11 protein-coding genes are annotated in these 14697 nt (G+C 59.0%); 5 read left to right on the top strand and 6 right to left on the bottom strand.

Translation table 11 applies throughout. The features are described from left to right. Positions 1-40: 40 nt before the first annotated feature. From ACR0I0_RS10880 to ACR0I0_RS10855, 6 genes are all read right to left on the bottom strand, one after another. Positions 41-1345, bottom strand: a complete 1305-nt coding sequence (locus ACR0I0_RS10880) for an NAD(P)/FAD-dependent oxidoreductase (protein WP_209834863.1) — start codon at positions 1343-1345, stop codon at positions 41-43. Beyond that, the gene (locus ACR0I0_RS10875; protein ID WP_171636708.1) at positions 1342-2016 is read right to left on the bottom strand and encodes a TetR/AcrR family transcriptional regulator; all 675 of its coding nucleotides are present in this window, start codon (positions 2014-2016) and stop codon (positions 1342-1344) included. Before ACR0I0_RS10875 ends, ACR0I0_RS10880 begins: the two co-directional genes overlap by 4 nt. Continuing rightward, positions 2017-3561: a trimethylamine methyltransferase family protein gene (locus ACR0I0_RS10870; protein WP_480491395.1), complete on the bottom strand. Its 1545-nt coding sequence runs from the start codon at positions 3559-3561 to the stop codon at positions 2017-2019. It abuts the gene before it with no gap. Between the two features lie 2 nt (positions 3562-3563). Next, a complete protein-coding gene (locus ACR0I0_RS10865) occupies positions 3564-5966 on the bottom strand; it encodes a GcvT family protein (RefSeq protein ID WP_480491393.1) in 2403 nt (800 codons plus the stop codon). 102 nt (positions 5967-6068) lie between these two features. Then, positions 6069-6707, bottom strand: a complete 639-nt coding sequence (locus tag ACR0I0_RS10860; RefSeq protein WP_480491391.1) for a glutathione S-transferase family protein — start codon at positions 6705-6707, stop codon at positions 6069-6071. 18 nt (positions 6708-6725) lie between these two features. Continuing rightward, positions 6726-7247 (bottom strand): class I SAM-dependent methyltransferase, encoded by a 522-nt coding sequence (locus ACR0I0_RS10855; RefSeq protein WP_480491389.1) that lies wholly within the window; start codon positions 7245-7247, stop codon positions 6726-6728. A 209-nt stretch (positions 7248-7456) separates the two neighbouring features. On the opposite strand from ACR0I0_RS10855, the gene ACR0I0_RS10850 reads away from it, so the two are divergent. The 5 genes from ACR0I0_RS10850 to ACR0I0_RS10830 are packed head-to-tail and all read left to right on the top strand — an operon-like array spanning position 7457 to position 14681. Then, positions 7457-9229, top strand: coding sequence for an ABC transporter ATP-binding protein (locus ACR0I0_RS10850; protein WP_171636699.1), 1773 nt, complete (start codon positions 7457-7459; stop codon positions 9227-9229). Continuing rightward, complete coding sequence (locus ACR0I0_RS10845) at positions 9222-11135, top strand: ABC transporter substrate-binding protein (protein WP_480491387.1); 1914 nt, start codon at positions 9222-9224, stop codon at positions 11133-11135. Before ACR0I0_RS10850 ends, ACR0I0_RS10845 begins: the two co-directional genes overlap by 8 nt. Before the next feature lie 14 nt (positions 11136-11149). After that, entirely contained in the window at positions 11150-12178 is a 1029-nt protein-coding gene (locus tag ACR0I0_RS10840) for an ABC transporter permease (protein ID WP_152457137.1), read from the top strand. Further along, positions 12175-13329 (top strand): ABC transporter permease, encoded by a 1155-nt coding sequence (locus ACR0I0_RS10835; RefSeq protein ID WP_171724500.1) that lies wholly within the window; start codon positions 12175-12177, stop codon positions 13327-13329. Before ACR0I0_RS10840 ends, ACR0I0_RS10835 begins: the two co-directional genes overlap by 4 nt. Then, the gene (locus ACR0I0_RS10830; protein WP_480491385.1) at positions 13326-14681 is read left to right on the top strand and encodes a CoA transferase; all 1356 of its coding nucleotides are present in this window, start codon (positions 13326-13328) and stop codon (positions 14679-14681) included. Before ACR0I0_RS10835 ends, ACR0I0_RS10830 begins: the two co-directional genes overlap by 4 nt. The last annotated feature ends 16 nt before the right edge of the window (positions 14682-14697 follow it).

Below are 14697 nucleotides of genomic sequence, written 5' to 3'. Positions count from 1 at the left end.
TTGACAGCCACACACGACATAGACCGTTTGCGAAACGCGACTAGCCCAGAACCGAGAAACTGCTTTCCTCATTGATCGGTCGTTTGCGCGAGTAGAAGCCCACGTCGATTGTCCGCTTGATGTATGGCAATTCGAACTGCAACGGTTTCGCGTCGTGATCGGCGCCACCTTCACAGTAATCGATCAGTGCCGCCATCATCTTGCCCGCAATGGGCGCATTCTTGTATTGGTTTCCGCTTGAACCACAGGCCATGTAGAACCCCGGCAGGCTGGATTTGTCATAGATCGGAATCCAGTCGGTAGACGCATCATAAAGGTCAACCACGCCCCGCGTTTTCGATGGAATACCAAGGCTGGGCACACGCTGCGCATACCGCATGGCCTGCGTGGTCCATTGATCGGTGAATTCACGATTGTAGTTCACATCGTCCTCGCACCACTGATGCGGATCACATTCCGGATCCTCAGATCCGACAAGGATGTGATTGCCGTGTTCCGGGCGGCAATAGCAGGCAATGTCACTGTCCGAAACGATGGTTCCGTCGTGTTCAAAATCGAACCCTTCAGGGGCTGGAACGTGCACGACCTCTTGCCGCAAGGGTCGGGTTTTGATGGTCATATCGTCCAGAACGCCGGCCATCTTGTTGATGATGGACGAACCAGGTCCTGCCACATTGACCACAACCTTGGCGTGGATTTCCTCGCCCGAGGCCAGCTTGACGCCGGAAACGCGCCCGCCCTCGGTCAGGATTTCCGTGACTTCAGCGCCGGTGCGCAGCTCGGCCCCATGCTGTTTCGCGGCATCCATCAGGTTCTGAGCCGACAGGGCCGGGTCGGTGACATAACCCGCCTGAGGCCAGTACACCCCGCCCGTCATTTTACGCCCGTTGGGTTGGCCGAATTCAGGATCGTCCATACGGCGCGCGGGGGCAAAGCTGTCCAGCGAATAGACCGGCAAGCGTTCCAGCACTTTTTCATCTGACCATTCTTCGAACGGGCAATTCAGCTCGGACGAATTGCGCATGTGTTTTTCCAGCATCCCGTTCGCCTCGGTTTTCATGACCAGACAGCCGGTTTCGCGGAACTGCGCAAGGTTGGCGTCTTTCGGCAAGCCAAGGTACTCGGCCCAGTCGCGCCAGTAGTGGTAGCCTTCCCAGGCAAACGCGGTTCCATCGAATGTGGAATAATGCATCCGGATAATCGCGCAGGACCCCGCGGTAGAACCGTGCCCGACCTGAGAATTCCGGTCCAACGACAGGGTTTTCCGTCCCGCCTTGGACATCTCGAACGCAATGGCCGCGCCGATCACGCCGGTTCCGATGATGATTGCGTCTGGTTGGCTCATGTCTGGTTTCCTTTCCAAAAGCGCAGGGAATACGCGCTGAATTCTTCAACTTCCTCGGGTTTCGGCTCGACACCTGTGAAGGCGTAAAGGTAATGCGGCACCATCGACAGCCGCATCTCGATAGGTTCGTTCAATTGCGCCAGATCATAACCGATCTGCATGTAATACAGCACGCGCGCCCGGGTTTCGGCTTCGATCTCGGAATAGCCGTAGCGGGCGAACATGGCGTGCAGCGCTTTCAGCCTGCGGGCGTCCGACTGATCCAGCATACGCCGCACCTTGCCCGATTTTCGCGCCCAGTCACGTACGGCAAAATCCAACGCAGTATCGAACAGATCGGTGTTCACTACGCACCGATGAACGTTGCAGACGGCCGCTGTTATCGTCTCGGCCGGTGCTTCGGCCTGCGCGACCAAGGCGGCGGTGTTGGTGGCCTGCCAGCGCGCCAGCAATGCATCCAGCAACTCTTGCCGGGATTTGAAGTACCAATAGAACGACGACCGCGATACTGCCATCCGTTCGGCAAGGTTCAGGACCTTGATCTGGTCCACCCCGTCCGAAATCAGCACATCCATCGCCACGTTCAGCCAGTCGTCACGCGTGACCTTGATGTTGCCGATCAATGGTTCGGCCTCGGGGTCATCGCGATGAAGGATCGGTTTCGGGCTCATTCAACTCTCCGGTGGGGCACCGCCCTCGGCGGTACGACGGGCAATGAAGTCATGTAAATCACCTGTCCGATCATTGTCGACAGCGGGCGCCCGGAAGTCGTTCAGAATGCCTTTCCAAACATCCGTTGCCCGATGGTTCGCGTCCACCGAACCACGCTCGGCCCACGTGCCGAAATTGGCGTAGTCATGGACATGCGGTTGATAGAATTCAGTATTATAGCGCTCCATCGTCTGGCTTGATGCGAAGAAGTGGCCACTGGGTTCAACCTCACTCAATGCAGTTTCAAACCCGATCTCGGACGGCCCCGCCTGCGCACCTGCGCACAGTTCGGCGACCATATTCAGCACTTCCGCGTCGCAGACCAGCTTTTCGAAGGAAACCGTCAACCCGCCTTCCAACCAGCCTGCGGAGTGGATGATCACCGTTGCCCCGGCCATAAGGCATCCCCAAAGCCCAAACTGGTTTTCGTTCGCGGCTTGTACATCGTTGGTGTTTGACGCCGATCCGGCAGCCGACCGCCAGGGCAAACCAAGATGCCGCGCCAGTTGGCCCGCAGCCAGTGATGCCTGAAAGTGCGACGGCGTCCCAAAAGCGGGCGCGCCGGACTTCATGTCCACGTTACTGGTGAACGTGCCATAGCAGACCGGCGCACCAGGATTGGCAAGTTGGGTCAAAGTCAGCGCGGCAAGGGCCTCGGCATGAGACAAGGTGATCGCCCCGGCCACGGTGATCGGCGCCATCGCGCCCATCAGGGTAAAGGGTGTGATGATCGACATCTGACCGTGGCGGGCAAAGTCGATCAGACCTTGCGCCATCGGGATATCCAATGTGCGCGGGCTGTTGGTGTTGATGATCGTATAGCAATGCGCGTTGCCCCGGAACGCATCATCCGAAAGACCGCGTGCCGTGGTCAGCATCTCAAAACAGTCCATCACCTGCGGCGTCCCGCGCGAGAAGAAGAACGGAAACTTGTCCGTCAGTTCCATCTGCGCCCGAGTCGTGAAGTAATGACGCAGATGGGTCGGCACATCCTGCGGCTCGACCTGTGGCGAAATCATCTGGAACACGTCGAAATGATGCGTGAGCTTCAGAAACTCCAGATAATCCTGACCTGTCGCCGGGCGCCGACCACGTTCAAGATCGGTTGCGTTCGGCGCGCCGGCTCCGGGTTGAAACACCAGCGAGCCCAGTTCGAGAGTAAAATCGCGACGCCGCGAGCCGGCGCGACAGGCGATGGATTTGGGCGCTGACGCGACTGCGGCTTCAACCATCTCGCGCCCGATAAACACCATCTCAGTGTCTTCATCCACCCGCGCGCCGCCCTGTTTGAACAGTTTCCGCGCCTCGGGCAGCAGGGTCTTTACCCCCAACTCTTCCAGTGTCCGCAAGGCGGTGTCATGCATATCCGCGATCTGATCGGCCGGGAACACTTCCATATGTGGGAAAGGGTTCCTGAGCTGGCGATAGTTCACATCGCGACCGGGCTGCGGGGCGGCTTCAGCCCCCCGCCCCCGCCGTCGGCGCCCGCGCTCTGCAGCAGTCATGATCAGCCTCGCATCGCTTTGCCTTCGGGGTCATAAGGTGACGGCGCGATCACACGCGCCGGACGTTCAACCCCCACCACGTGAACGGACAGTTCCGTGCCCGGTTCCGCCTTGTCCCGATCGATCAGGGCCATCGCCAGTGACTTGCCGGTGTAGTGCCCGTAGCCGCCCGAGGTTACGAACCCAACGCGTTCGCCATTGGCCCAGACCGGTTCGTATCCGCTGGCATCTGCGTCCAGAGCATCAATTTCCAATGTCGCCTGAATTTGCGCGGGGCCGTTGCCGTCACGTTCGGCAAGCGCGCCCGCCTTTCCAACAAAGTCCTTGTCCCAGTCGATCCAGCGGTCCATTCCGGTCATGCCCGGTGTGTAGGCCTGCGTGAACTCCGCCGACCAGATGCCAAAGCTTTTCTCAAGCCGCGTGGACAGCATCGCGTTGAAACCGCATTCGCGGATGCCTTCCTCGGCCCCCGCTTCCAGCAGGAGGCGGCGCAGCTTGATATGGTCGCCATAGCGGCAGTTGATCTCGTACCCCTTTTCTCCGGTCACCGACATGCGGGCGACGCGGGCGCGCACGAGGCCGATATCGAAATCGCCGCACCCCATGAACTTCAAGCCCGAGATATCCTGTTCCGCCAGTTTTTCCACAACTGCCTGTGACTTCGGCCCGACCACGGCAAAGCCGCAATATTCCTCGCCCAAATCACGGATATTGACGCCATCCATCATGTGATCGTCGAACCAGCGCATATGCCAGGCCCGCAGGTAATAGCTGCCCATGATCCACCAGGTCCCGTCGCCCCAATTCAGCACCGTCAGATCACCCTTCAGGCGTCCATCCTCACCCAACATCGGGGCCAGTTTCGCACGACCCGGGCCGGGGAGCTTGGAGGCCATGACATTGTCCAGCCAAGCTTCTGCGTTCGGACCGGAAACCTCGAACCGCGAAAAGCCCGAAATATCCAGCAAGCCCGCACCTTCGCGGATCACTTTGCATTCCTCGGCCACGATGTCATGCGCGTTCGAACGCTTGAGCGTCGGGGTTTCCTCGAACCCTTTCGGCGCGAAATAAAGCGGTACTTCGAGATCCCAGCTGACGCCCCATTTGCACCCTGCCTCGGTCATCGCATCATGCGCCGGTGCCATTTTCAACGGGCGTCCGGCGGGCAGTTGCTCGTTCGGATAGGTCATCACGAAGCGGCGGGAATAGAACTGGCCCGTCGTCTCGCGGATATAGCGCTTGTTCTGTGCAAAATCGCCATAGCGCGCCACATCCATCGGCCACGCGTCGGCCTCGGGTTCGCCATGGATCATCCATTCGGCCAGCGTCTTGCCGACGCCGCCGCCTTGCAGGAACCCGGCCATCACCGCGCAGGCGGTCCAATAACCGCGCTTGCCCGGCACCGGACCGACCAGAGGGTTGCCGTCGGGCGAGAAGGTGAACGCACCGTTCACCCATGTCTTGATGCCCACGTTCTGGATCGCCGGATAGCGTTCGAACCCCAGCGTCAGTTCGTTTTCAATACGGTCCAGCTGCTCCTGGAACAGCTCTTCGCCATAATTCCACGGCGCGCCGTCCATGGCCCAGTGTTCGTGATCGACCTCGTAGATTCCGACCAGAACACCCTTCTGATCCTGCCGCATATAGGTGAAGCCCTCGAGATCCACGGTCATCGGCATCTCGAAATCGGCCGCTGCGACCTCGGGCACCGTGTCGGTGATCAGGTAATGGTGTTTCAGCGGAGAAACCGGCAGTTCGACCCCTGCCATGCGTCCCACCTGCTTGGCCCACAGGCCGGCGGCGTTGACCACATGTTCGCAGGTGATCGTGCCCCTGTCGGTCACCACCTGCCAGCCATCCGCCGTCTGGATCAGTTCCTCGACCTTGGTTTCCTCGTAGTATTCGGCACCGCGCTTTTTCGCGGCGGTGGCATAGGCCTGCACGGTGCCTGTGGTGTCGATATAGCCTTCGCGGTCGGCCCACATCGCGCCCAGAATGCCGTCGGTGGACATGATCGGGCAGCGTTTCTGCGCCTCTTCCGGGCTCAGCAATTCACAATCGTCAATGCCTATGGACTGGAAGATGCGGTAATTGGCCTGCAACCACTCCCACCGCTCGGGGGTTCCCGCCAGCGTCAGACCACCGGTCATGTGCAGGCCGATATTCTGGCCTGATTCCTTCTCGATCTCGCTGAGCAGATCAATGGTATAGGCCTGCAAAGACGCCATGTTCGGATCGGCATTCAAAGCATGAATGCCTCCCGCTGCGTGCCAAGACGACCCAGACGCCAGCCGCCGCCGTTCCAACATGACGACATCCGACCAGCCAAGCTTGGCCAAGTGATACAGAACCGAGGCCCCGACAACGCCTCCTCCGATGACCACGACGCGATATTGGGATTTCATCCCGACCTCCCCTGAACAGAATCTGAGGAGACGCTAGTGGCACTGTTCACATCTGTCTAGACATTTCTGTACAGTGCTGATCACAACGCAACCCGGCACGGTTCAGCAGGTTTGCAGACTTGCGCTTGGACGAGATTGGATGGCTCGAAACCACGCCAGGGTGGCCGCGTTGTCTTCCGGGATACGCATCTTGATGACGCGGGCGAAATCGACAAAAACGAAAGCCGAGATATCCGCCAGGGAAAACACGTCACCGGCCACAAACGGGCTTTCCGTCAGACGTGTTTCCAGCACTTCAAAGAAGGACGCCACACGCTCGCGCCCGCGCTGTGCAAGTTCGGGAATCTGCGCATGATTGGAAGGGCCCGGAATGGCGCGATCCTTGAAGGCGGGATGTCCATTGCGCAAAGCCTCGGCAATGGGTGCCCCGCCCTGATGTTCGACGATCGCGTTCCACATCAGAACCAAACCTTTTTCCTTGGGGGTTCGGCCCATCAAAGGCGGTTCCGGAAACTGTGCCTCCAGAAAAGCCGCAATGCCCAGATTTTCCGTAAAAACGGTTCCGTCATCCGTTACCAGAACCGGGATCGTGGCCCGTGGGTTCACGGCGCGAAAGGCTTCGCTCAACTGTTCACCTTTCGCAATCGAGACCTCACGCGTTTCGATATCCAATCCTTTTTCGGCAATGAACATCCGCGCACGACGAGGGTTTGGAGCAGTGGAGCAATCGTAGAAAATCATGCCGTTACTCCTTTTCGGTCAGCGGCGATATATGAAACAGCGCCCTTCGACGGCGCCTTCGGGCAACGGCATCTCGGTCAGCCCTTCGAAATACATCCGATCACTCGAGACCATCAGCCCGCCCGGAGCAAGCAAAGGCTCGATGAGCGGAGATACAAACCGCGCGAATTTGTCATTCTTTTCGCGATTGTGCCCGCCAAGATCCGCGTGGATCAGGCTGGCTGACGCACCGAACCGTTCAACCGATGCAGGTAGGGTACCCCGCACATCACCCAGAATCACGCGATCTTCGGGCGGGGTCGAGTCGGGGTGCGAGGCCACCGCGCGTTCGAACACATAGACCGGGCGACCATCCATGTGCTGCACAAGATGGTGATACGTACGCCCGTTGCCCAAACCCAATTCGAACACCGGACCTGTCATGCCCGCAGTGTGCTTGATTGCGTGATCCAGACAAGCGCGCTGAGACACCATGCGATCGATGAACAGATCCAGACGGCTTTGATTCTCGGACACCGGAAAATATCTCCTTGATACCATTCGAGAGCATAAATGCGCCCGATGCCGTCCTTGATGGCAAAATCTCAAGACTTTGTGTAGCGACGAAGCCCATAGTTTCACGATTTCGCGACATTTCGGCCCAAGAACGGGTTTGACTAGACGGGCGGAACCGCGCGACACTGAACAAAAAATCACGGGGAGTTGAAGTAACCGATGTCATCGAACGGTCAAACGGGTGGAAAACCCGCATGAGCGCGTTGTTGTCCGTAAGAGACCTCAGCATCGGCTTTGGTACGGGCAATTCCGTGGTCACGGATGTGAACTTCGATGTCGAAGCCGGACAGACGCTTGCCCTTGTCGGAGAATCGGGATCGGGAAAAACAATCACATGCCGCGCAGCCTTACGTATCCTGCCCCGCACGGCGCAGATTCGAAGCGGCACGATTACCCTGAACGATTCCAAGGGCATGTGCGAGCTCACCACGGTTTCCGAACGTGAGCTGCGCGACATCCGCGGCAATCGGGTTTCAATGATCTTTCAGGAGCCCATGAGATCGCTGTCTCCGCTGCACAAGATCGGCAATCAGGTCAGCGAGGTTTTGTGGCTGCATCGTGGGCTGTCCGAGTCCGCGGCGCGCAAAAAGGTCCTGACGCAATTCGAACGCGTCGGTTTCCCGGATCCACAGCGTGCCTATGACTCCTACCCTTTCGAGTTGTCCGGCGGTATGCGCCAACGTGCCATGATAGCCATGGCAATGGTGTCCAAACCCGAATTGCTGATCGCGGACGAACCGACCACCGCTCTGGATGTGACCACGCAGGCGCAGGTTCTGGGCCTGATCAAGGAATTGCAGCGTGAAACCGGCATGGCGCTTATTCTGGTGACTCATGACCTGGGTGTCGTCGCCAACATGGCCGAGCAGGTCGTCGTCATGCACAAGGGACGTATCATGGAGGCCGGCCCCGCCGCCCCGATCCTGACCGCGCCCGCACACCCGTATACCAAGCAGCTTTTTGATGCCGCGCCGGAAATACCGGATCAGGATGCGGTGGGTATACCGATGCCCGACACGGATCTGATCCTGCAGATGAAGGATGTGTCCAAGACCTATACCATGCGGTCCAGCAAAGGATGGCAATCCGACAAAGCAATCTATGCCTGCCGAGGAGTCGACCTGAACCTGGCGCGCGGCAAGACTTTGGCAATTGTCGGTGAAAGCGGATCTGGAAAGACAACGGCGGCCCGCATCGCCTTGGGGGCTGAATTGCCCGACCCCGGTGGTGAAGTCCTGTTTCGTACCGCCCCCGACGCCGACCCGATCACAGTGCACAAAATGACCCGAGCCCAGCGCACAGCGTTTCAGCGCAAGGCGCAGATGGTGTTTCAGGACCCTTACAGTTCGCTCAGCCCGCGGATGCGCATCCAGGACGCCATGACCGAGCCACTGGAAATCCATCGCATCGGCACAACAGCCGAACAGCGTGACAAAGCCGCCGAGATGTTGCAGCGCGTCGGCCTGACGGGTGATATGCTCAAACGCTATCCGCACGCGTTTTCCGGAGGGCAGCGACAACGCCTTTCAGTGGCGCGGGCCATGATGCTGGACCCGCAGTTGATCGTGTGCGACGAACCGACCTCGGCATTGGATGTGTCTGTTCAGGAACAAATCCTGACTTTGCTGGAAAACCTGCAAGACAGCCTGAACCTGTCCTACCTGTTCATCTCACATGATCTGGCCGTTGTTGCACGGATCGCTGACGAAGTTGCCGTCATGAGGCGGGGTCTGATCGTCGAACAGGCACCGCCCGAAACTCTTTTCTACAATCCGCGCCATCCATACACCAAGGCGCTGATTGCCGCTCAACCCGAACCCGACATCAATCGCCCGATTGACCTTCAATTGGTTTCTCTGGGTGCCGGCGCGCCGGACAGTTGGGATGAAGCCTTTCGTTTCTCGGACACCGTGATACCCTCATTGGTGGAATTGGAACCGGGCCATAAGGTACGTTGCCATGTTTAATACCATTCGCCCTCTGCTGCTGGCCGCAATGCTGGCGTTTTCAGGGACCCTGCCCGCCGCGGCAGAGACAATCCCGACACCTCAGGAAAGCGCATTCTGGAGCGCCGAGGTTGAAAGCGGCAATCTTCCGCCAGTGCAGGAGCGTTTGCCCAAGGACCCTCTGATTGTGGATCTGGCCGCAAAAGGAAGAGAATTCGGGAAACCGGGTGGCACTCTGCGCACCATGGTCACACGATCCAAAGATATCCGGCAGATGGTTGTCTACGGCTATGCAAGGTTGGTCGGGTTCAACCAAGATTACGAATTGGTACCCGACCTGCTGGCCTCGTATGAAAACGAGGGCAATCGCAAATTCACCCTGAAACTGCGCGAAGGACACAAGTGGTCGGACGGCTCACCCTTTACCTCGGAAGACTTCCGCTATTGGTGGGAAGACGTCGCCAACAACGAGTTGCTCAGCCCGTCAGGCCCACCCGATTTTCTGATCGTCGAAGGCAAATTGCCCACGGTCACGTTTCCTGATGAGACCACGGTGATCTTCGAATGGGATGATCCCAACCCGAACTTTCTGCAATCTCTGGCACAAGCACGACCGCCGTTTATTTACCGGCCGGCCGCCTTTCTGAAACAGTATCACGAGAAATACGCAGATGCGGAAGAGCTTGCCTTTCAGGTTGAAGATGCCCGGGTCAAAAGTTGGGCAGCGCTGCACAACAAGCTGGATAATCTTTACAAATTCGACAACCACGAACTTCCCACGTTGCAGCCATGGCTGAACGCCAGCTCGGGCAAGAAAATCCGCCACAGCTTTGTGCGCAACCCCTATTATCACCGCATCGACAGCAAGGGGGTGCAGCTTCCCTATATTGACGTGGTCGAGATGGAGATCGTCGCCCCCGGTCTTGTTGCCGCCAAGACCAACGCCGGTGAAAGCGACCTGCAAGGCCGTGGCCTTGCCTTCCGAGACGCGTCGATCCTCAAGAAAGGCGAAGCACAGGGCGGATACAAAACGCTGTTGTGGAAAACCGGCGTGGCCTCGCAGGTCGCGATCTACCCGAACCTGAACTTCTCTGATGACGTCTGGCGCAATGTATTGAGGGACGCTCGTGTTCGGCGCGCCTTGTCGCTGGCCATCGACCGGCAGACCATCAACCAGGCGCTTTACTTCAAACTCGCACACCCTGCCGCGAACTCGGTTCTTCCCGCCTCGCCCTTCTACAGTGAAGAAAACGCTGCGGCCTGGGCACAATACGATATTGATCAGGCCAATGCACTTTTGGATGAGGCTGGTCTGGATCAGCGCGACAAGAACGGCATTCGCCTTTTGCCTGACGGCCGTTCGATGGAGCTGGTTATCGAAACCGCAGGTGAGCGGCAAGAAGTCGAAAACGCGCTTCAGATCGTAACCGATACCTGGCGTGAAATCGGTGTCAAACTGGTCATGCGCCCGCTGGACAGGGACATCCTGCGCAACCGCGTTTTCGCGGGCAATTCCATGGCGTCCGTCTGGTTCGGTTGGGATGACGGTATTCCACAGGCGCATACATCTCCGGCTTATCTGGCCCCGACAGATCAGGTGTTTCTGGCCTGGCCAAAATGGGGGCAGCACTATCAGACCGGTGGCGAAGCGGGTGAGGCCCCCGACATGCCAGAGGCGCAGCGCCTGATGGAGTTGGCGCATGAATGGCAAATCGCCGCGACCGATGAAGAACGCGCGGCTGTCTGGACCGAGATGTTGAAAATCCATGCCGATCAGGTCTATGCGATTGGCATCCTGAACGGCGCCCCCCAGCCCATTGTGGTGTCAAACCGCCTGCGCAATGTTCCGGAACAGGCTATGTGGGCCTGGGAACCCGGTGCACATTTCGGCATTCACCGCCCGGACGAATTCTTTTTCGCCGACTGAGCAGGAGCAGCTAAATGATCATGCTGCGCTACGTGGTGTATCGCTTTTTCACGATGCTGCTGACTTTGTTGGTGGTCTCGGTTCTGGTTTTTGTAATCATCAACCTTCCGCCCGGCGACTATCTGAGCAACCAGATCGCTGAACTTCAGGCCTCGGGCCAGTCCGCAGGTGTCGCAAAGGCAGAGTTTCTGCGCGCTGAATACGCTCTGGACCGTCCGATGTGGGAACAATACCTGATCTGGATGGGATTCTGGCCCGGACCGCACGGGTTTTCCGGGTTGATTCAGGGCAATTACGGGTGGTCCTTTGAATTCGACCGTCCCGTTTCCGAAATCGTCGGTGACACGCTTTGGTTGACGGTTGTGGTCAATCTGGCTGCAATCCTGTTTGTTTATGCCGTCGCATTGCCACTGGGCGTTATCGCCGCCGCGCGGTCCCGGACATGGATCGACTATACCTCGGCCTTCGTCGGATATCTGGGGCTAGCAACGCCGAACTTTTTGCTGGCGCTGATCCTGTTCTATTATGGCCACCAGTATTTCAACCTGCCGATCGGGGGCTTGATGGATCCGAGTTTCGAAGGCCAGCCGATGAGTTGGGAGAAATTGAAGTCCATCCTCATCCACCTGATCGTACCGACCTTCGTCATCGGTACTTCAGGGGCATCGGCGATGATGCAGCGTCTGCGCGCGAACATGCTGGACGAACTCGGCAAACCCTATGTGGAAACCGCCATCGCGAAGGGCATGGCCCCGTCACGAATGCTGACCAAGTATCCCCTGCGGGTGGCCTTCAACCCCTTTGTCGCCGATATCGGCAACCTGCTGCCGTCGATGGTGTCCGGCTCGGTTCTGGTTTCGGTCGTTCTGGGCCTGCAAACCATCGGCCCCACACTGCTGACTGCTTTGAAGACGCAGGATCAGTTCTTGTCGGCGTTCATCCTGATGTTCGTCGCCCTGCTGACGCTGATCGGCACGATGATTTCGGATATCCTGCTGGTGATGCTGGATCCGCGCATTCGGTATGAGGGGCGCGAGGCATGACTGATCGTCCTGACAACCGCTATGTCGATGACGCGCCGTTTGATCCGCAGGCCTCGATTCAGCAGCTGGAACGCGCCGATCTGGATGCCCCCAACTGGGTTCTGGTCTGGCGCAAGTTCAAAACCCACAAGCTGGGCCTGATCTCGGGCATTTTCCTGCTGTTTTGTTATCTAATGCTGCCCTTTGCCGGGTTTATTGCGCCTTACGGGCCAAATGACCGAAACGGAGAGCACCTGTACGCGCCGCCACAATCGGTAAACTGGTTTCACGAGGGCGAGTTCATCGGCCCACATGTCTATCCGATCGTCGCCGAGGCGGACCTTGAAACCTTCCAATGGAAGTTCGTCCCCGACACCGAAGACCCGCGCCCAATCCGGTTCTTCTGCGAAGGCTCTGAATACAAGCTGGCCGGTTTCGTACCGTCGGACACACACCTGTTCTGCCCGCCAGAGGGGACAACGCTGTTCCTGTGGGGATCCGACCGGCTGGGCCGAGACATCTTCAGCCGTATTCTCTATGGCGCACAGCTGTCTTTGACGGTGGGTCTGATCGGTATCTCGGTGTCCTTCTTTCTTGGCATCCTGTTCGGTTCGATGGCCGGCTATTTCGGCGGACGTATCGACTGGACCATCAACCGTGTCATCGAAATCCTGCGTTCGTTGCCGGAACTGCCTCTGTGGCTGGCCCTTTCCGCCGCAGTGCCTTCGAACTGGAGCCCGGTCGCAGTGTTCTTCATCATTTCGATCATTCTGGGCATCCTCGACTGGCCGGGCCTGGCGCGCTCGGTTCGCGCAAAATTCCTGTCTTTGCGGGAAGAGGAATATGTCCGGGCCGCAGAGATGATGGGGGCAAGTTCGGGCCGTGTGATCCGCAAGCACCTGCTGCCCAACTTCATGTCGCACCTGATCGCGTCGGCCACTTTGTCGATCCCGGCCATGATCCTTGGGGAAACAGCGCTCAGCTTTCTTGGCCTCGGCCTGCGCGCACCTGCGGTCAGTTGGGGCGTGATGCTGAATGACGCGCAGAACCTCGCGTCGATCGAGATCTATCCCTGGACGGCAATCCCGATGCTGCCGATCATTGTCGTGGTCTTGGCGTTCAACTTCCTTGGTGACGGGCTGCGCGACAGTCTCGACCCCTATCAGCAATGAGTCTGCTGGCCACTCTTCCCGCTGCCGGCAGCTATCACAGGGTCGGTGCCGGTATGCTGCCAAGCGCCTTCGCCGTTTCCGAACTGGCCACCGCCAGTTTCGCAGCCGTGGGGCGGGAAATGGCCCAGCTGATCCAGGCGCTCAACCTGTCCACGAAGGCACCCGAAGTCTCGATCGATCATCGGCTGGCATCTCTGTGGTTCGGCTATTCCTTCAAGCCGGATGGTTGGGACATGCCCAGTTTGTGGGATGCGGTCGCGGGCGACTACAAAGCCGCTGATGGCTGGATCAGGCTGCACACAAACCTGCCCCGCCATCGCTCTGCCGCGTTGAAAGTCCTTGGCACCCGGCCAGAGCGTGAAGCCGTGGCAAAAGCCGTCAGATCTTGGTCAGTATCGGATCTGGAAACGGCGGTTGTTGCCGAAGGTGGGGTGGCCGCTGCCATGCGCAGCCGGACGGAATGGCTTGATCACCCACAAGGCCGCGCCGTGTCGCGCGACCCTTTGATCGGTTGGCAGCGACCGCGCTATGTCAACCTGCGCGACAGACCTCGGGCCACCGCTGATCGGCCTTTGGCCGGGTTGCGGGTGCTGGATCTGACGCGCGTTCTGGCCGGCCCGGTTTCTACGCGAACGCTTGCAGGGTTCGGAGCCGAGGTCTTGCGCATCGACCCACCTGGCTGGGATGAACCGGGGGTGATCCCCGACATATCTCTGGGAAAGCGCTGCGCCTATCTTGATTTGAAATCCGTAACCGGCCTTGAACGATTGCATGGGTTGCTGGCTCAGGCGGATGTGTTCGTACACGGGTATCGACCCGGCGCGCTGGAGGCACTGGGTCTGACCCGGGCCAAACGTGACGAGCTGGCTCCGAACCGGATCGAAGTCACGCTGGATGCCTATGGCTGGCAAGGTCCATGGTCGACCCGGCGCGGGTTTGACAGCCTTGTCCAGATGAGCGCGGGTATCGCCCATGCCGGGATGGAGTGGGCGAACGCGGACAAGCCGACCCCGTTGCCTGTTCAGGCTCTGGACCACGCGACCGGCTATCTGATGGCGGCTGCCGTCCTGTCCGCACTGGCCGAGGCCGCGTCAGGCAATTCCATCATGCACGCGCATCTCTCTCTGGCGCGCACCGCCGAACTTCTGGCCGTGCTCGGCAAAGACGACGCAGAAGCTTCACCCGTCAGCCCGGCAACACCGGATTACGGCACGGCGACAGAGGCGTCCGGCTGGGGGCCGGGCCATCGCCTCAACCCTGCGCTGAGGGTCGGCGAAGCGACGATGCGCTGGGATTTGCCCGCGTCGAAACTGGGCAGTTCAGAACCTGTCTGGCCGCTCGACGCCTACTGACCATCCGGTACGCAGC

The sequence above is a fragment of the Ruegeria sp. AG6 genome (assembly GCF_056541565.1).
Note: the sequence above shows the minus strand (reverse complement) of the source record. Positions and strands in the feature narration are given on the sequence as shown.